Genomic DNA, 19,356 nt, shown 5'->3' on the forward strand with positions numbered 1-19,356 from the left:
TGGTGCTGGTCATCAGGGGTGGAACTCCTACTCGGGCCCTCTCAGGCTAACCCGACAAAGCGGGATGTCTCACCCAAGGCTGGCAGAGAGGGGGCCACTCAAAGCCACCCTCGTCGGCCCATGCCTGTGCCTACGCGCCGACCTCGCTCCGCAGATGTGGAAGGCAAGGCACGGCCGACGCGGCCGCACGGCTGTGCCTGCCCGATGTCGATGTGAAGGCAGGCCATGTGTGGTCTGAAGTTCCACGAGGCACTCCCCGAGCGCCTGGCCATGGCCACACTCGCTGCCAGGCTCGTGAACCTCGATTCGGCGACGAGCATATTGTCCGAGCCGGTTAGGTTCACGCTCAGAGCAGAGCGAGAACCTCGGCCTGCCCGGTGGCGAACTCGGTAGCTGGTAGATCGAACAGCCGGTCCCCACGCGATCTTAATCCTCCGACGGCAACCGAGGAATGCTCCCGGAGCTTGGCGGGGTCAGAGCGCAGCTGAACACGCTTCTCCAGATTAGGCCATGCAGCACGTCGGTGGTGCAGAAAGTGGATTCATTGATGGCCACTGCGATGAAGGGACACGACATGGCCGAAAATGTCACCAGCCTCGAGCCGCGAGCCTCCGAGGGCCGTACAACCTCGAAGGAGCCGCAGGTCTGCGAGCGGGCCGATGTGCTGCGCGCACACGACGCCTGGGCCCTGCCGCTGGAGGTCCTTCTGGACCTCTTGAACGCCACCGTTCGCGAAGCGGCGATGCCATACAACGCGCGCGGCGCGATGCTCGGCGATCCGTCGAGCGGCCTGCACATCTACGTGCGACCCGGTCAGACGGACCAGGACCTCTCGCGACTCATCCGCAAGCTCATCGGGTACTACCTCGGGAAGCCGGCACCGGCATGTGTGCCGCGCCAGCGTTCGAGTCCGACGGCGAGTTCGAAATCCTCAGCGTCCCCAGAAAGCGCGAAGGCACAGTGGCTGACGCGGTTGCCGACGCTGACCGGCACACTGCAGCGGACATCGAGGCGCTCTACGAGGAGAGCCGCTGGGCCCCGCTGCGTGGCTGGCGCACCGACGAGGAGGTGATCGACGAGTTGAAGGCGATCATCGTTGATCGCCACCATGGTCTGGCCGAGGAGCTGCCCTCGGATGCGCCCGCATTGCCCGAGGGCATCGGCGCCGCGGTCGCCTTCGGCTACGACAAGGACGGCGAGAGCCGTCCGCTCGTCTACGTCGACCCCAGCTTGCCGAGCGGGCTGCGTGCCGAGCTGTGGGGCTTCTGTGTCGCGCTCGCCTCCGGAGGCGACCTGGGTGGCGCCGAGCCGAACGTGGACGGCATCTTCTTCGTCGGGACTCAGCGCTCTCCCGTGAGCGGGCCCGGGGCCGGATTGCTCGCAGCCCTGACGCTGCAGAGGCTGGGTCGGCGTCCGGGAGACTGCGGGTTCCAGCTCGTGAGCGAACCGGCGATGTCGTCGGAGCAGCTGCCGGATGCCGCGTGACGACAGCCGTAGCCTGAGTGCCGGGCCGCAGGTCGCCGACGCTCCGCGGGGAAAGGGCGCCCGTCAGCCGTCACCGGCACCCCTCTCCGTTTCGTCCCCAGGCGATCTTCCCTTCTTCGCGCAGCCGCCCCGTTGTGGCCTGCGACCCGTGCGTGAAGTTGGCTGGCCAGCCTGCCGGTTGGGTGAACTCCCGGCGCACTGCCGGTGCCAGCGGTTACGGTACGGATCATGCGCTGGCTCGGGACGGGGAGATGCGAGCGGAGGGTGTGAGTCTCTGTCGAGCACGCGGTGGTCATGGGCATCGAGCGGCATGCGGAGCCAGCTCTCGCATCGAGCGCTACCCGGATTCTTCTGGTTGCTGATGGCCTGACCGGGCCGTGAATGTCACTGGGGCATGCCACCGTTGAGCGGGATGCCGACGAGGGAAGGGGAAGTGGCCTGGATGGCAGAACACGAAGGTCCGAGCGACACGGCGTTGACACCATTCGACCTCGACTCGCTCGCAGTGGGAGACCGGCTCAAACTCTTCAACTTCACCCAACGCGACGACTCGACGGCCTACTTGTGGGTCTTGAGGGCGATGAACGTCCTGCGTGCGGTCCACCAGGTGCAGGTTCATACAGCTGATGTGGCCCGAGCGCTGACCGAATTCGGCGAGACGCACGCCGATGTGCCGGCACCTGGCGATCTGAACCTGAGGAACATGCTGGATGTTCTCTCGGGTGAGCAGGACCGGGGACGAGAAGGCGGCAAGGTCCTTCACCGGGTCGAGGACGCATCCCGCGCCGGAACGCTTGCCGCGTACCGCAACCGGCAGTCGGTCTACCAGTTCACGGAGATCGGATACCGGGCCTACACGGCGGTGGAGGCGGTGATCGGGGCCCGAGTGGAAGACGCCAACCTTTCGCGGCTCGTCTTCGCCGACATCTTCGCTGACCTGACGGCCCTGGCGGCGGCGAACCGCAGCGCGGACCGCGAGGAGATCTACCGGAAACTCTCCCGACTGGACGCGGTCCTGGAAGACATGACCCAGCGCTCCGCCCGGTTTTACCTCACGCTGAACGACGTGGCACGCACCACCGACATCTCGCCCGAGACGTTCCTGCGCCACAAACACACCCTGCTCGCACACATGAGCGACTTCTCGGCGGAGCTCGAGCGTTACACCCCCCGCCTGCTCGACGCGGTCCGCGAGGTCGAGGACAGTGGCATCGAAACGATGCTAGACCGCGTTGCCGACGTCGACGGGCGGCCCATGATGAGCGTGGCCGCCCGCAGGGAAGACTGGCGACGACGCTGGACGGGGCTGCGCCAGTGGTTCGTCGCCGAGTATCCCGCTGAACCGAAGGCCGTCCAGCTGCAGAGCGCCACCCGCGACGCGATCTCCGGCGTCATCGCTCTCCTGCGGCAGGTCACCGAATCCCGGCGCACTGGCGTCAGCCGCACCACCCAGCTCCGCCACCTGGCGGCCTGGGTCGCCGAAGCCCCGGACCAGCAGGCGGCGAACGCGCTGATGGCCGCAGCGTTCGACATGCGCTCCGTGCGCCACCTGGCCGGGGCCCACGACGATGACGACCAGATCTCCAGCCGCTCCACCTGGTGGGACGCTCCCGGCGTCGAGATCAGCGTCAGCCTGTTCAAGCACGGCAAACGCCCCACCCCCGGCGGGCCGCAACCGGTGCGCACCAGCCGAGGAATCCGCGCACCGCTGCGGCAGAAGCATCTCCAGAGCCGGGCCGCGGAGAGAGCCGCCGCGAGCGGACTGCTCGAGCACGGCGCCCACGACAGGATCCTCGACGAAGCAGAGACACGGGCGGTACTGAAACTGCTCACCCGCGCCCTGGAGAGCCGCACCGTGGTAGCCGGCCGCCTGCACCCGTCAACCGGAGCCAGCGACGTCATGACGCTGCGCCTGATCCCCGACCAGAGAGGCAGTCGACTGCGGACCGTCAACGGAACCCTGCACCTCCCCGGGTTCCACCTGGAGATCACCCCGGCCCGCCGAAGCACCCGCACCGGGGAGCCCAGCTGATGACAACACACCGCGTCGCCGCCACCGTCGAGACTGCCCAGCTCGGCTCCTACCAGCAGGCAGCGCGCCTGATGCTGCTGTACAGCCTTGTCACCGACAGCTATCCACGGAAGGGCGCACTGGCCTCCGTACTACCCTGGGCCGACGAGCTGGCGAAGGACTTCCGCTCCCTTCTGGGCTACACCCTGCACACCACCTCCTACCACGCCCGGCTGACCCGCCGCCTCGACAGCCTCGACGGCAGCCAGGACTTCACTGCGGCCGGCAGCAGCAAGCGGCCCTTCGACCGGCGCCGCCTCGCCTACCTCTGCCTGGTCCTCGCCTGCCTGAACCACTCACGCATCGAGATCAACCTCGCCGACCTCGTGCGGGAACTCACCCCGTACGCCAACACCATCGAGCACCTGGGCTTCGACCCCACCGTCCCGGGACACAAGGACGCCGTCGTCGATGTCATCGATTGGCTCGTCAACCGCGGAGCCCTGCGCCTGTCCGACGGCTCCACCCAGCACTGGGCCCGGGACCACGAACGCGGCGACGCGCTCTACGACATCGACCAAAGCCTGTGCGCGGCACTGTTCAAGCCCGGCAAGCCCCTTCAGCACCTCACCAGCGTGGCCGGCCTCCTCGAATCCGCGCCGACCGGTACCGGCCGCGACGCCCGCCGACGTTACGCCGCCCAGCGCGCTCGCCGTGCCGTCATCGAGCACCCGGTGGTCTACTACGCCGACACCGACCCCGAGATGGCCGGCGCTCTGCGCCAGCCCGCACTGGTGGAAGACCTCACACGGTTCACCGGCCTGAAGATCGAACGCCGTGCCGAAGGCATCATGCTGGTCGACACGACCGGACACTTCACCGATAAACGCTTCCCCGGACGAGGCGGCGCGATCAACCGCACCGCCGGCCTGCTCCTCGCCAAAATCGCCGACCTGCAAGAAGACCCCACTCAAGCGGGCAGACTCAGCCGGCTTCCCGCGCCCGACCCCGTCGACGAACACCACGCCCTCATCGCCCACATCGACGTCGCCCTGCCCCACACAGCCACCCTGACCGCCCTCGCCGACGACTCACCCGCCCCCGGACAGCACCCACCCGTGGCCGGGTACGTCGACGACCCGCAGCCGCCACACCCGCCGGCGACCGCGACTCTCGTCGAACAGGCCCGGCTGGAGGAAATGATCACCGAACTCTACGAGGAGTTCGGGCCGTCCTCCTTCACCAGTAAATGGCAGGCCGACCCCGTCGGCCTCCTGGACGAAGCGATCACTCTTCTCGCGGACCTGCGCCTGGTCCACCGCGTCCCCGGCGGAATCCTCATCCGCCCCGCCGCCGGCCGCTACCGCAACATCACCGCAGCCCTCCCCAACCCGAGCGTCGACGGCCAGTTCGTCTTCGACTTCAGCGCACCCGAGGACGTCACCCGATGACCACTCCCACCGCCGGCGACACCACCATCCGCTTCAAGCCGTCCCGCGCCGGCATCATCGGCCTGTGGGACTACGACGACGAGGAGTTCGTCTTCGCCGACGGCCGCCTGGTGCTGCGCGGCCACAACGGATCCGGCAAGACCAAAGCCCTCGAAGTCCTCTTCCCCCTTGTCCTCGACGGCAGCATCGACGCCCGCCGCCTCGACCCGTTCAGCGGCGAAGAACGCACCATGAAGTCCAACCTGCTCTACCGCGGCCAGGAGTCCAACTTCGGCTACGTGTGGATGGAATTCACCCGCTCGACCCCCGAAGGCCGACTCCTCGAGGCTGTCACCATCGGCATCGGTCTCCTCGCCCACAAGGCGAAAGAGCGCCCCGGCCGCGTCTTCTTCGTCACCGACGGCCGCGTCGGCGTCGACTTCGGCCTCCTCACCGCAGACTCCCGCCCGCTCCGCAAGACGGAGCTGGAAAAGCTCATCGGCAAGGACGCCCTCCACGCCACCAGCACCGCCTACCGAGACGCCATCGACGATCGCCTCTTCGGACTCGGCCGCGAACGTTACGCCCAGCTCATCAACCTCCTCCTGCAGCTGCGCCGCCCACTACTCGCCAAAGACCTCGACCCCGACAAGCTCTCCGCCACCCTCACCGCAGGCCTGCGCCCGCTCGACGAGCACCTGATCAAGCAGGCCGCCGGTGACTTCGAGAACCTCGCGGAGATCCAGGACGTCCTCGACGCACTGATCGGCGCAGACACGGCCGTCCAGGACTTCCTGCGCGAGTACACCGCCTACATCCGCGTCCACGCGCGTCACCGAAGCGACCAGATCACCGAGCGGCTCCGGGCCACGGCCGGGCACTGCCAGAAGATCACCGACACCGCCCAGCAGCGACGAGACGCCACCGCGGCCCTGGCCAAGGCCCAGGCCGAACGGAACACGGCAGCGGAGACGGCGAAGAAGACCCAGGCCCAACTGGACGGCCTCAAGAACCACGAAGCGATCAAGGGCGATCGGGACCTCGACGAGCTACGCGCCCGCGTCAGCGCGGAAGAACGCACCATCCAGGAAAGCACGACCAACCTCGAAGGGGCCCAGAAGCACGTAGCCAAGCTCGGAGAGGAAGCCGACCTCCTCGCCGAAAGGCTGGACACAGCGGAGAAGACCGCGGACCGGCACGTCACCGCGCTGCTTGAACACGCCCGTCACGCGGGCATCCCGATTGACGACGACCCGCTCGACCTGGCCGAGGACGTCAGGACCCAAGCCGCCGCCCGAGCCACCACCCGGCGTCACGACATCGGAGTCGTCCAAAGCCACCTGAGCCGCTACCAGGACGCGGCCGGCGCGCAGAAGACCGCCCAAGACGCCCTCGACAAGGCCGAGACCGAGGTTGCCGAGTGCGAACTCGAAAGCGACACAGCAGCCCGAGCGCTGGCTGACTCGCGAACGCAGGCAGCCGCCGAGCTGGCAGCATTCACCAACCGCTGGATGGGCGCCGACCCGCACGCCGTACTCGGACCGGAGGACACCGCTCTTCTCGCCCGAGCCCTGGCAACGGCCGACGAGCCCGGCGCAACCTCCCTGCAGGAGGTCTTTCACAACGCCACCGACGAGCGCCGCACCCAGGCCCGCCGACACCAGGATGCACTCCAACTCCGGTACGACGAGACCAACACCACGCTGGAGACCACACGGGCCGAACGTGCAAGCGTGGCCGCGCAACGCGACGACGCCCCGCCTCCCAGCGACCTGCGCCCCGCCAACCGAACCGACCGCCCCGGCGCGCCGCTGTGGCAGCTCGTCCGCTTCGCCGAGCACCCGAGCCCCGAGCACACGGCCGCGCTCGAAGGCGCCCTGTACGGCGCGGGCCTGCTCACGGCATGGGTACACCCGCACCCCAGCGCCACACGCCAGGCCGTCGCCGACCAGGAGGCCGACGGCTTCCTGTACCCGCTTCCCCCCGAACACCGCCCTTCCGGCCGCACCCTCGCCGACGTCCTCGTCCCAGAAGAGCAGGAACATGTCGAGGCGCAGGCCATCAGCGCCGTCCTCGCCTCCATCGCCCTCACCGACGACCTCGCCATGCCGAACCCAGGCACCCACCACGACTCGGCCGCAACCGTCAGCACCCGCGGCCAGTTCTCCCTCGGGGTCCACTGCGGCGCCCACCCCAAGCACCAGCCCGAGTACATCGGAGCGACAGCACGCGCCGCCCGCCGCCGCGAGCGGCTCAACGCCTACGACGCCGCCATCGCCGGCCTCGAAAGCACCCTGAAGACCTTGACCGCCGACCTCCAGCACGCGGCCGGAAACCTCGCGGCCTTCGCAACAGCCCGCGCCCAACTGCCGAGCACCACCGGCATCGTCACCGCAGCCCAACAGGTGGTCATCGCCGCCAACAAGGCGACCGACGCCCGAAGCCGGCTCACCACCGCCAGCAAGGCACTCGACAACGCCATCGCGGAAGCCCACGAGCGCAAGCGCCAACTCCACAAGAGCGCAGCAGCCCTGAAGCTTCCCACCGACACCGAAGGCCTCAAGGCCGTCGACCTCGCCCTTCGCGACCTCACCACCGCCGCAGCCGCCCTGGAGACAACCAGGAGCAGCATCACCGACCTGCGCAAAGACCTCACCGACCGACGCAGCACCGTCGACGAGCAGACCGCCGCCTGCCAGGAACAGGCGGAGGCGCTGGAAGAGCGACGTATCGACCACACGGCGCTGGCCGAGCGCCTCCGGAAACAGGAAGAGACCCTCGGCGCACCGCTGCGCCGGATCCACGAAGAGATCAACACCCTGAAGCGGCAGCTCGAGGACGCTCAGAACGCCTACCGGCAAGCCGACAAGGACCACTCAGCCCAGCAGCTCGCACTCGCCGGCGCCGACAAGGCCCTCCAGTACCTCCACGAGGCCCTCGCCACGGCACTTGCCGAACAACTGCGCACGGCAGCCGCCCTCCAGCCGTACAGCAGGCCCGACCTGCTCCGCGTCCTGGGCGCGAACACCAACAGCAACTGGACACCCACCGAGCTGTGGCCGACAGCCGATCAGGCCGCAGAGGATCTTATGGTGCGGCTCACCGCCCCGAGCACCGACCTCACCCCCGAAGCCGGAGCCCGCGGCGCCCTCCCCGATACCACGTGTGCCCTCCATGACGCCCTCGACGAGGCCACCCGCGGCCGGACAGCCACCGACAGCGCCCTCAAGAGCACCGCCAGCAAACTGTCCACTGCCCTCAGCACACTCGAGAGCGCCCTTGCATCCTCCGACCAGGGATACCACTTCGAATGGGAACCCGACGGCGACATCATCCTCGCCCGCGTCCGCGACAACGACGGTCCCGCGCCCATCGTTGACTTCGCCGCCCGCCTGGCCGAACAAGTGGCCGACCAGAAGGTACTCCTGGAAGAACGTGAGCGAACCGTGCTCGAGGACACCCTCCTCACCGGCCTCGCCCAACAAGTCCACTCCCGGACCATCGAAGCACGCGACCTCGTCAGGGACATGGACGCCGACACCCGGGCCAAACCCATGTCCTCCGGAACCAGGGTCGGAATCCGCTGGGTCCAGTCGGACAACCTGACCGACTCCCAGCGTGCCGTCAACAAGCTCCTCGAGAAGGACGCCAGGGCACTGGGGCCCGCAGGGCTCGCCGAACTCCGCTCCCACCTGCGCAGCCAGATCCGGGCCGCACAAGCCCGCGACCGCCGCAAGACCTACCAGCAGATCATCTCCCAGGTCCTCGACTACCGATCCTGGCGCCGGTTCGAGCTGCTCCTTTCCCGCCCCGGAGGAAAGGAAGAGAAGCTCACCCGCTCCAAGCACAGCCAAATGTCCGGCGGTGAGAAGTCCGCCTCCATCCACCTGCCGCTCTTCGCCGCCGCCAACGCCCAGTACGGCTCAGCCCACCCCACATGCCCGCGCCTGATCGCGCTGGACGAGGCATTCGCCGGAATCGACGAGCGCTACCGCCCCGACCTCCTCGCCCTGACCGTCAAGTTCGACCTCGACCTCTTCATGACCGGCCACGACCTGTGGATCACCTACCCGTCGGTCCCGCGCATCTCGCACTACGACATGCTCCACGACGAAGCCACCCACACCGTCTCCGCCATGCTCATGCTCTGGGACGGCGAACAGATCCACGACGACCTCGGCTACCCGGGCTCCGACGAACTGGCCGCAGACATCCTCGGGTTCACACCTCGCCGCCACGCGCCCGTCAGTGACGGCCTCCTCACCGACCTCAACCCCGACACCGACCTCGACGACCTCACCGAAGGACAGGACGACGAGGAATGACGACACCGGCAGACCCGCAGGACCTCTACGGCGGCCCCGAGTACCAGCGGCTGCTGGCGGCAGCGCGCCGCTCTCTCGAACGCACCGGTGGCCGGCTCGACGGCTCGGTGAGCATCACGGCCCCCACCGACGCCGAACGCGAGGCACTGATCGGCATCACGGGCAGCTACCGGCCACCGGGCATCGCCAGGATCACGGTGAAGCTCGCCGACCTCGCAGCGGCCATCCAGGCTGCCACCGGCGCTCCACTGGCATCCCTCCTCACACGCTTCGGAGGGCCGCTCGTCGATCGCCCGGGACAGAAGCAAGCGCAGGGTCGGGCGCGAGCAGAACTGGCTGCCGCCGCCGAAGCCAGCCCGCTCCACGAACAGCAGTCGTGGTACCGAAGCTGGCTCACCGTGATCACAACAGACGGCACCCTCACCAGCCTCGTCAACAAGAACGACGGCGCCGCGCTGACCCGCGCCATCCGCGTCCTCGAGCACCTGCACACGCGCCCAGGCAACGCGCCACCGCTCATGCTCCCAGCCCTTGCCGAAGCGACCACCGGTGACACCAAAGCCCTCAACCACGGCAGCGGTGCTCTCCCGACCCTGGTGCTCCGCGCCCTGGCTATCGCGAAGGACACCACCCTCGCGAGCGGCGCCGAGGCGCGCCGCGACCTCTGGGACGCCTTCGACGTGATCGTTGACGACCTCGCCAGCCGTGTTCTGGTGCTCAACCTGCCCGCTGACGGCGAAGGCCTGGGCGAATGGCTCACGGGCGCGGCCCGCCACGGCACACCCTTCCATATCTCCCTCCATCAGCTCGTCACCCTGCCGATCTCCGTCAACCAGCCGATCGTCTACGCATGCGAGAACCCCGCCGTCCTACGACGGGCCGCCGGAGAACTCGGCCCGACGAGCCCACCGCTTGTCTGCACCGAAGGGCGACCCTCAACCGCGTTCCACCGCCTCGCCCGTGCAATCAGCCGAGGTGGGGGAACGCTCTGCTACCACGGTGACTTCGACTGGCCCGGCATCGACATGACCAACCAGCTCATCAACCGCTACCGGGCCCGCCCCTGGCGCATGACCGCCAGCGACTATCTGGCCGGCGCCTCTGCCACCGGCGAGGACGACCGCATTTCGCTCAGCGGCAAGCCCCATCCGACCCCATGGGATCCGCAGCTCGCCGAGGCCATGCAACGCACCAACCAGACCCTCTACGAAGAAGCCGTCGCAGACAACCTGCTTGACGATCTGGCCCAAGATCCTTCCTGGTAAGAACGCGCCAGTCAGTTGTGCCTTTTGGGAAGACGGTGCCAAGAAGCGGCTGAACCGCATGCACGACGCTGTCGGGAGGGTAGGCGACGTTCATGGAGCGTGGTAAACCCACCGCTCGGGGTGGAAGGACGGCCGCCCGGCGTAGGCCTGCCAGCCTGGTGGCGGTGCCGAAAGTTCTACAAAGCAGGTCGATTCGCCATTGACCCGTTGCCCGCGGAGCCGATCAGGCGCGAGCACAGGCCACGTGAGTCGATGCTAGCGAGCCCTGGACTGATGTCATGCGGTCATCCCAGGGCTCGATTTTTGCTTGTTCGTCAACTATAGGAATATGCAGGTCAGTTAACGTCGAAGTCGAACTCGGCGGTGACGGGGGCGTGGTCGGACCAGCGGTCGGCGTGGGTGGCCGCCCGCTCGACGTATGCCTCCGTGCAGCGGCGGGCGATACCCTCCGTCGTACAAATCAGGTCGATCCGCCATCGGAACGACACCCTTTCCAAAAAGGTCCACCGGTTCGAGAATTCGGGCCGACCGTAGCCGGTACGGGAAGGACAGAGGCGGGCCGCTCGCGGCGAGCGGCCCACCTCGGCGGCATCGTCGGATCAGCGGCGCGACCAGCAGTCGTGCAGCACCGGTTCCAGCCGCAGCCGACCGCCATCCCGGTCGAAGGCCTGGAGCGCTCCCAGGCAGGTCAGGACCCACTCGGCATCGGGTGCGTCCAGGTCGGCGAGTTCGATCGCGGTGAGGACGAGCGCCTCGTCGGCCCAGTCGGTGCCGCAATGCTGGACGACGGCGCGGTAGCCGTCGGCGAGGAGCGGGTCCGCGGTGAGGCCGACGCTGTCGAGGAACTCCGCGGTGAATTCCTTCAGCTGCAGGTCATCGCGCAGCCGGTTCAGCGCCTCATCCTCGTTCCCGAGCTCCTTGAGCACGTCGATCGCCCGGTCCACCAGGACGGGCCAGCCGCCCGTGAGTTCGTACAATGTGGTCACCCGCTCGGCGGTGAAGAGGTCGCTGTGCTGCGCCCAGGCGCGCAGGCTGCGATGGTCGTGACGGCGGAGGAAGACGGCGAGCGACTCGATTCCCTCTTCGCCTCTCAACAGTTCGCGCCAGAGCTGCAGTTGGGAGAGTCCGAGGATGAGTACGACGGCTCGGGTCACGCCGGTGCGCTCCGGTACGAGGGTCCGGGCGAGTGCCACGGCATCACGGCAGGTGTCATCGCCGGTCTACTTCTTCGTCAGGTCGCTCACGATCACACGCCGTTCCTTGGGCTGTCCCTCCATGAGGGCCTGCCGGAAGGCGGACGGGCGCCCGATCGGCGGCAGCTGCCAGCCGCCGACCCGGTTGGTGACCGACCGGAGCGTGTTGTCGACATCGCCGACGCCGGTGGCGGGGGTGCCGAAGACCACCCGGGTCTGGTTGACGCCGCTGGCCAGCAGGTCGTCCACCTGGGCGACGGTCAGCGGGGCGCTACGCTTGTCGGGCAGTTCGGGTCGGCCTTCGAGGACGATGGTCTCCTCCAGCTCGCACTCGTCGGAGGCGGTGAGCAGGCGGTTCTCCACCTCCTGGGCGGTGCCGATCATGCGCAGGGCGTTCGGCCCGCGCAGGTGCCAGCCTCGGCCGTCGTGGTTCGGGGCGAGGATTCCGAGACCGACCATCTCCTGCAGGTAGGCCCGGAAACCCTCGCTGTCGAGACCGGTGAAGCCGTCCGGCCACCAGCTCGCGCACTCGTCACGGAGCTCGGCATCGCTCAGGCGGGTCTCCAGCCCGTTGTCCCGGGCTTGGCGGGCGAGCACGTTCGCGATCACGTCATACCGGTCGTCGAGCGTCAGGGTGTCCTTGAACGCGGCGGTGATATCGGCCCGCAGAGAGGAGTTCGACTCGACCGCCTCGACATCGGTGACGGAGATCGCGTAGGGCGGCCCACCGGTGTCGCGGTTCCGCCGTTGCTGCATCACCTCCACCAGCCGGCTGCCGAACATCTGCAGCAGGAACGGCTGGTACGAGCAGAAGCCCAGCACCCGGTTGACCAGGTCGACGTCGACGAACTCGAATCCCAGGGCGCGCATCGGGTCGACCAGCAGGTCGGCCGCGAACTGCGGCGCGAGCGGGCCGACGACCGTCGGTGTCTGGGCGAGGTGGCTGAACGGTCCGTTGCGGGCCAGCCGGGTGAACCGCTGGGCGGAGTGCAGGCCGGCGAAGACCACCTTCATCCGGCCGGGTGTCTCCGTGCACAGCCCGCGCAGGCGTCGGGTCTCGGTGCAGTGCGGGATTTGTCGCCGGTGTCCGCGGTTCACCGCGACGACTACAACTTCGACGCCTGCACGGACATGTTCTTCCAGGACACCGATGTCCTCATGCTCTACAGCGACCGCTTAGACGGCATCGAGGATCCCGACGGCGACGCCAACCGACAGCTCGGCATGGGCGACCTGCGCGCGCAGGCCTGGTTCGATCCGTTCGGGAACGTCACGGCCCGCGACCCCCATCGCGGCTTCCGTCGCTGAACGGCCAGGCCCGCGCCGGACGGTGGGCGGAGGCATGCGAGTGCCTCCGCCCACCGTCCGCAGTGACCGGGGAAGAGCGGCCGGTGGGGACCTTCCGGGGCCGACATTGCGCTCGGCCCCTTTCGGCGCACCTGGCGGTGCCCGGCTCACCGACCAGCAGCAGGCCGCGGTTGGTGGCCAGGGTCACCAACGCGCGCTCGACCAGGGCCGGGTTGCCGACGACCTTGCAGGCGATGCCGGCCGTATCGTCGCTGACGATGAACCAGCGGACCGCGCGCAGGCTTAGCTCCCCGCCCGGCGGGCGGTGGTCGCGGTCCTTTGTGCGCAGCGCGGCCGGCTCCTCGGCGTACCGGACCTCGCGGGCGGTCGCTGGAGCTCCTCCTCGGCGGTGGTCGTGGTCGCGGCGGCTTTCCCGGGTGGTCGTCGGTGCGGCGGCGAGGGGTCACAGTGTGGTCAGCTCGGTGAGGTCGGCGATCACCTCCGAGGCGATCACCGGGTCGAGCTCGGCGAAGGTCGGGAAGGTGCGGTTGCGGGTCCAGTAGTCGCCCGGGCGCCTGTCGAGCCACACCGTTTCCACCCGTTGCTCGGGGTACGAGCCGAACATGCCGATGGCGATGCCCTCCTCCGGGGCGATCACCACGTAGAGGTTGGGCCCGACCCGGCGGGAGAGCCACTGCTCGACGCCGTTGTCCTGGGGCTTGCCGCGCCGCCAGCCGCGCCGTTCCATGCCGACCAGTCGGACGGTGGGCAGCACCGGACCGTTCTCGAAGCGGGTCAGGCGGTGGCCGACCCGCTCCTCGTCGCTCAGCGCGTACGCCGGGCGGTCGAGCTGACGGAACGGCTGCAGGATTTCGTAGTCGGCGAACAGCTCCGACCAGTCGGCGAGGCCGTCACCGAGCAGGAGCGGGTGCGCCAGCCGGACGGAGGCCGTGGCCGGCAGTGGGAACGCCTCGTCCCGGATGTCAGCCAGGGTGCGGTCCTCGGCGACGCGGAACGCCGTCACCGTGCCGTCCGTCTCGGACAGCCACACCAGGCGGCGCACCAGGTGCCACAGCAGCGGATGCCCGACGAGGATCTGGTCGAACTCCTGTGCTGTCCACGAGCGTTGGGTGACCATCGCCTCCTCCAGGCGGCGGATTTGGTCGGCCGCCGCTGTGCGGACGTCCTTCTTGAGTGCGGCGAAGCGCTTGCGCTCGGCGGGCGCCAGCTCGGCGTCGTCCCGCGCGCCCGGGGCGGGCAGGTCCTTGTGGCGGGCGCCGGCCGCGTCCAGCACGTACGGCTTGAGCTGTTCGTCGAAGCCGACCGTGAACGTCCGGGTGCCGTAGTCGATGACGGTGGTCCCGTCGGCGTCCAGTCCGAAGTCCGGGACGAGGCGGTCGGACAGCTGCTCCCCGGTCAGGCCCAGACCGGCCGCCACCTCGGAGATCTTCTCCTGGGCGCGGGTCTTGAGCGCCTTGAACTTCACCCGCTGTGCGATGCCGTGCAGGTGCAGCAGGGCCGTGTCGGTGCCGATGGCGGCCAGCACCTCCAGTCCGTCCACCGCGCGGTGGTGCGCCCCCTCACCCGGCCAGGCTCGGAGCACCGGCGTCAGTCGGCGGACCGTTTCGTCGTCACCGAAGCGGCCGAGCACGTGCACCGCCCATCCGTCCTGGGCCGGCATGCCGGCCAGCCGCCACTGCTCGAACACCGCCCAGCAGAACTCCGTCAGCGACTGCGGCTCGCACAGCTCCTCGACCTGGTCGAGGCCGGGGTAGAACGCTCCCGGCGCGGACAGCGCGAGCATGGTGAGCACGTGACGCACCTCCTCGGCGGGGAGGGCGCCCTCGCCGCCGCGCAGCAGCAGCTGCGGCAGCATCACCGGCTCCGCCCAGTCGCAGGGCGGGGGCAGCTTTGCCGGGAGCGCGGTCACCAGCGGGTCGGCCGACAGCAGTGCGCCCACGGCCTCCTCCGCCTTCGGCCCGTACTCGGCGGCCACCGCGCGAACCGCCGCCGCGCCGTGCGCCTCGGCGACCACCCGCAGGGCCTGCTCGGCGCCAAGCCGGGCCGCCCCGGCCTTCCCGAGCGCGGCGGGCACCAGCAGCCGGGCCGCGTCCACGCCGTGCCGGGCGAACCAGGAACGCGCAGTGCTCCCCGCGGACTTGAGGCGCATCAGCCAGTCCGTCATGGTCTCGGCCACCCGGGCGTCCAGGTACGGAAGCAGCAGGGGCGCGTGCGTGGCCGGGTTCCCCACCGCGGCGGCCCGGATCGGTTCGACCGCGTCCGTCCCGAAGCGGGCGGCGACCCGGCGCAGGGACTCCCCGGAGTGCCAGATGCGCTCGCCGACGCGCCACTGCGCGAGCAGGGGCCGGGCCAACTCCTCGTCGCCGTAGGCGAACAGCGCGAGCTCGGCGTGCTGTCCGCCGTGGAGCCGCGTGTCCAAGGGCTGCCCGTTCCTGGCCCGGATCGTGGCCGCGACCCGCTGCCAGTCCTCGTCCGACCAGTGCGTGTACCAGGACTCGGAGCTCGCCGCCCACGCCTCGCGCTCACCCGGCAGCCACCGCATCTGCGACTCCTGCGGCACGGCGAGGCCCGTCAGCGCGCGGGCCTTGCCCGCGGCGCGCGGCCGCGTCCACGGCGGGTTGGTGAACAGCTCCGGCAGCGTGTCGGGGCCGACCTCAGGCACCCGCTCGCCGAGGTCGGTGAGCGGCTCGACCAGGGCGGCCTGCTCGGGCGTCAGCTCCGGCAGCAGTTCGAGCGCGGTCGTACGGTGGACGGCGACGTGGCCGGTGAGGAGCTGCCGGGCGAGCTGCTGCGCAGCCGGGTCGGTGGAGGCCACCGCGGCCTCGGCGAGCAGGCGCAGCGCGCGCCGGGGGAAGCGGCGCAGACCGGCCAGGAGGGCGGCGCGGGTGGACTTGATGCCGTCCTGCTGGGCCAGCAGCCCCCGGAAGCCCTCGTCGGAGGGGAGCTCGGCGAGCGCGTCCAGAATCCGCTTCTTGCCGTCCTTGTGGTGGTAGCTGGTGGTCAGGTCGTGCAGCATCACCGGTGCCGCGTCGCCGCCGAGGCCCTCCGCCACGGTCGCGATGATCTCGGTGGACCATCCGTCATAGCCCAGGCAAGGCAGCTTGGAGAGCTTCTCCAGCGGTTCCGCCGAGGGGAGGGAGCACAGCAGCATCGACCACTCGACGGCGGCCAGTCGGGAACCCCCCGACGCGACGCACGTCTCGACCCAGGCGGTCTCGGACGGCACCAGGTACGCCGCCACCACCAGGCGGGTCAGGCTGTTGCGGCAGCCCGCCAGGGCCTCGACCGCCGCGCGGTGGGTCTCTTCGTCGCAGGCCGCCAGCAACGACCGGACCCGGTCCGCGGCAGGACGGTACACGCCGTGCCGCTGGTTGGCCCCGCGCCGGACACGGGGGTGGACGGACCTCTGGTGGATCCAGTCGGTCTCGACGGCCGTCGTGAACAGCTCGACGGTCGCCCTGGCCGCGAACGGCAGGCCGAACTCCGCCACCCAGGCGTCCACGGCCAGGCTGATTTTGTTCTTGGCCGGGTATGCGTACACGGCGGCGAGCACCGCCGCACCGAGCGGGCCCCGGCTGCCGGACTGGTGGGCGCGGGCGGCCGCGACCAGCTCCGGGTCGCTGTGCTCCGAGGCGAGCGTCTGCTCCAGCCAGTCCCCCATCTGCCGCAGCCCGTCGCGGTACGAGGCCACCGCGTCCTTCCCCGGCGCGGACGGCTTCCGGGGAATGCCGCCCCGGCGCGGGATCAGGGCCCGACGCCAGGCGTCCGGCATGACGAAGACGTCCTCGTTCTCGGGACCGGCGGCCCCGGCCGTGGGCGCGGACACGACGGGCTGCGCCACGGACACCGGATCCGCCGCCGCACCCGGCTCCGTGCCCGCCGCCGCACCGATCTCGCGGTAGCCCTTGCGCTCCTTCTCGGCGACCACCTTGGCGAAGTGTGCCTGCGCCTGCTCCACGGTCGGGAACGCCTTGACCTGCTCCCGCCCGTTCGTACCGGACCGCCCGTACCGCACGGTCACCGCGGCACCGTCGACTGCGGCCTCCCAGAACTTGTCCGAGCCGCCCTCGACGAACTCCCAGCGCCGCACAGCCCCGCCCCTCTCCTCGCACCGATGATCAGGAGACGAACGTTAGCGAGCCCCACCGACAAGTCCCCGGCCGACCGCCCCCGCACTTACCCCCCGCCGAAGTCACCGTGCGTCGGCGCCTCGTGCCCCAGCGAGCGGTGTATACGTCCTGGACGTATCGGCCGGCGTCGATGGTGACTGGAGCGACGTCTCGGCGTCGTCCTCCCGTGCGTTGGGGGTATGGCTCAGGTGGAGGGTGCAGAACGCGGCCCGTACGTCGGGGCCATGTGGGCGCCCTCGCCGCAGGCGCAGACGTGGCCCAGCTTCGAGCAGGGACCAGACCTCCTCGCCCTCCGCCACGATGCGGTCGTGGACGAAGCGTATGCCCGGCACCGGCTGCTCACTGAAGGCCGGGCGCAGCGAGACCGAGCCTTCCTGTAGCTTCGGCCACGGCCCCCACCACTACATCGGCGACACTCTCAGCGCGTCACCTCGGCCGGATGGGTGCTGCCGGATTCGGTACGCGCCAATTGAAGACCCACACCCCCTTGGAGTGGGTGGCTCCAAGGACCCGACCCGCATTCCGGAGCCAAGGGTTGGCCTTCTGGAACGGGGCGAAGTTGTCGTTGGAGATGATGACCCCATTGACCTCCTCAGCGATGCTGATCACCAGTGCGTCGCCCCGGCCCTCGGTCCCGGCCGGGGGCTGCACAACCTCCCCGTTGGCGATGGCAGCCTCAACCTGGAGGCGCTCGTCGGCGGACACGTCGTGGCGCAGTGTGGCGTCGACCACAATGTGAATGTCGCGGTCGGGATGCTTGAACCGCAGTGACCGGATCGCCGCCTCCAGTGCCGCGAAGCTCGGCTTGCCGCCCGCTGTGCGCGGGGGCCGGCCGTTCCAAGCAAGGTTGGAGCCGTCCACGATGAGCGGCGGAGCTTCGGTGCTTGCGTGGGTTGTACGAGTTGAGGATCGCGGCGGGGTGGGCTTGGGTGCCCCGTCCCCCTGGTCGTTGGGCCGGGCTTGCTTCGGGTGGGTCGGCGTGGCGGCGGGCCGGGCGGCCGGGGCGAGGGTGAGTAGGCGGTCGAGTTCCTTCTTTACCTCCGGCAGGACGTTCCCGTCGCCGAACACCTTCACTTCTCCGTTGAGGACGACCTCTCCGGTCTTCTGAAGGGTCGCCTTGACGGTCAGCAGTCCTTCCTTGCTGTAGGTGTACTCCAGATCGAAGACCCTGTCCTCGCCTATGCACGGCCGGGGGTACGTGAGGACGAGGTCAGCCAGTTTGACGTTGTCCGGGTGGTCTACATCGCGGTCCGGGTCTCCCTCCCAGACCTCCACGGTCAGGCGGGAGACGTTGTCCTTGTGCGGTTCGTATGACTTCATGCGTTGCTGGGGTAGACGCATGTTCCGGTCGATGAGGGCGCTGAATCCTCGCCTGCCCTCGCGGTCCTTGGTGATCGTGCCGAGGGCGTGTGTGTTGACCACACGGATGATGCTGTTCAGCTCGCCGTCCATGGCCGCCGCGCTGATCGCGGCTCCTTCGGCCACCGCAGTCATGGGGTCACACAGTGCGGTATCAACGAGTTCGCAGTCAAGTGCTTCGGAGACCGCGGTGCGTACCGCTGGGATCTGGCTGCTGCCACCGATCATCAGTACGGCAGTGAGATCTCGGGGGTCGATCCGGGCCTGCTCCAGGCATTCTTCCACGGGATCGAGCGCACGGCTGATGAGGTCCTGGATGGCCTCGGAGAACTCGTCCTGTCCGATCTCGACGAGGGCACCGTCAGGCGTCTGGACGCAGACCGACTCTTGATGAGAGAGAAGGATCTTGGCCCGCTCAATGTCAAGGGCGAACATCCGCTTCTCTGAATCGCTCCAGCGCCCGCGAGCGGGCGCCCGGTCGAGGACCATGCTGCGCAGCCGAGCGTCGATCTCCAGGCCGCCGAGGCGGCTCACTCCTCGGCTCGCCTTTTCGTCGAAGAATCCGTCGTCGTGCAGGAGCAGGGTGGCGTCCATCGTGCCGCCGCCCCAGTCGAAGACCAGGAACTCGCCGTCGACCTCCATCTCGTGGGCGTAAGCGATGGCAGCTGCCGTCGGTTCGTTCAGCAGCGTGCGGACCGTGATTCCGGCGGCACGGGCTGCCTCGCGCGTACGGAACCGGGCCGCGCCGGTCGCGTTACTGACCTTGGCGCTTCAAGGTGATGGCGGTGGGAGGTCGAGGGAGAGTCCGGTTCCGGTGAGGAAGCCGTCGAGGATGTCGGAGCGGTACTGC

9 protein-coding genes and 2 pseudogenes are annotated in these 19,356 nt (G+C 69.2%); 6 read left to right on the forward strand and 5 right to left on the reverse strand.

Annotation, left to right across the window (positions count from 1 at the left end; translation table 11 throughout):
* Positions 1-885 precede the first annotated feature (885 nt).
* The 5 genes from ACZ52R_RS42235 (at position 886) to ACZ52R_RS42255 (ending at position 10,516) form a co-directional block, all read left to right on the forward strand.
* A complete protein-coding gene (locus tag ACZ52R_RS42235) occupies positions 886-1,485 on the forward strand; it encodes a hypothetical protein (protein ID WP_465755453.1) in 600 nt (199 codons plus the stop codon).
* A gap of 442 nt (positions 1,486-1,927) precedes the next feature.
* Entirely contained in the window at positions 1,928-3,517 is a 1,590-nt protein-coding gene (locus ACZ52R_RS42240) for a TIGR02677 family protein (RefSeq protein WP_465755454.1), read from the forward strand.
* Positions 3,517-4,947: a DUF2398 family protein gene (locus ACZ52R_RS42245; protein ID WP_465755455.1), complete on the forward strand. Its 1,431-nt coding sequence runs from the start codon at positions 3,517-3,519 to the stop codon at positions 4,945-4,947. The genes ACZ52R_RS42240 and ACZ52R_RS42245 overlap by 1 nt, the downstream gene beginning before the upstream one ends.
* Positions 4,944-9,251: a TIGR02680 family protein gene (locus tag ACZ52R_RS42250; protein ID WP_465755456.1), complete on the forward strand. Its 4,308-nt coding sequence runs from the start codon at positions 4,944-4,946 to the stop codon at positions 9,249-9,251. The genes ACZ52R_RS42245 and ACZ52R_RS42250 overlap by 4 nt, the downstream gene beginning before the upstream one ends.
* Entirely contained in the window at positions 9,248-10,516 is a 1,269-nt protein-coding gene (locus tag ACZ52R_RS42255; protein WP_465755457.1) for a TIGR02679 family protein, read from the forward strand. Before ACZ52R_RS42250 ends, ACZ52R_RS42255 begins: the two co-directional genes overlap by 4 nt.
* 335 nt (positions 10,517-10,851) lie before the next feature.
* Here the strand turns inward: ACZ52R_RS42255 and ACZ52R_RS42260 are convergent.
* The 3 genes and pseudogenes from ACZ52R_RS42260 to ACZ52R_RS42270 form a co-directional block, all read right to left on the reverse strand.
* Positions 10,852-10,992, reverse strand: a pseudogene (locus ACZ52R_RS42260) (exodeoxyribonuclease III); the annotation flags it as partial.
* A gap of 123 nt (positions 10,993-11,115) precedes the next feature.
* Entirely contained in the window at positions 11,116-11,709 is a 594-nt protein-coding gene (locus ACZ52R_RS42265) for a hypothetical protein (protein ID WP_465755458.1), read from the reverse strand.
* A 27-nt stretch (positions 11,710-11,736) separates the two neighbouring features.
* Positions 11,737-12,723, reverse strand: coding sequence for a hypothetical protein (locus ACZ52R_RS42270; RefSeq protein ID WP_465755459.1), 987 nt, complete (start codon positions 12,721-12,723; stop codon positions 11,737-11,739).
* A gap of 69 nt (positions 12,724-12,792) precedes the next feature.
* On the opposite strand from ACZ52R_RS42270, the gene ACZ52R_RS42275 reads away from it, so the two are divergent.
* Complete coding sequence (locus ACZ52R_RS42275) at positions 12,793-13,017, forward strand: hypothetical protein (RefSeq protein WP_465755460.1); 225 nt, start codon at positions 12,793-12,795, stop codon at positions 13,015-13,017.
* A 442-nt stretch (positions 13,018-13,459) separates the two neighbouring features.
* On the opposite strand, the gene ACZ52R_RS42280 is transcribed toward ACZ52R_RS42275, so the two are convergent.
* Both ACZ52R_RS42280 and ACZ52R_RS42285 read right to left on the reverse strand, forming a co-directional pair.
* Positions 13,460-17,107 carry a DUF4132 domain-containing protein gene (locus tag ACZ52R_RS42280; RefSeq protein WP_465755461.1) on the reverse strand — a complete coding sequence of 1,216 codons (3,648 nt, stop codon included), beginning with the start codon at positions 17,105-17,107 and terminating at the stop codon, positions 13,460-13,462.
* 466 nt (positions 17,108-17,573) lie between these two features.
* Positions 17,574-19,265 (reverse strand): annotated as a pseudogene (locus ACZ52R_RS42285) (Hsp70 family protein); the annotation flags it as partial.
* Between the last annotated feature and the right edge of the window lie 91 nt (positions 19,266-19,356).

The sequence above is a fragment of the Kitasatospora sp. NPDC034023 genome, from assembly GCF_055575795.1.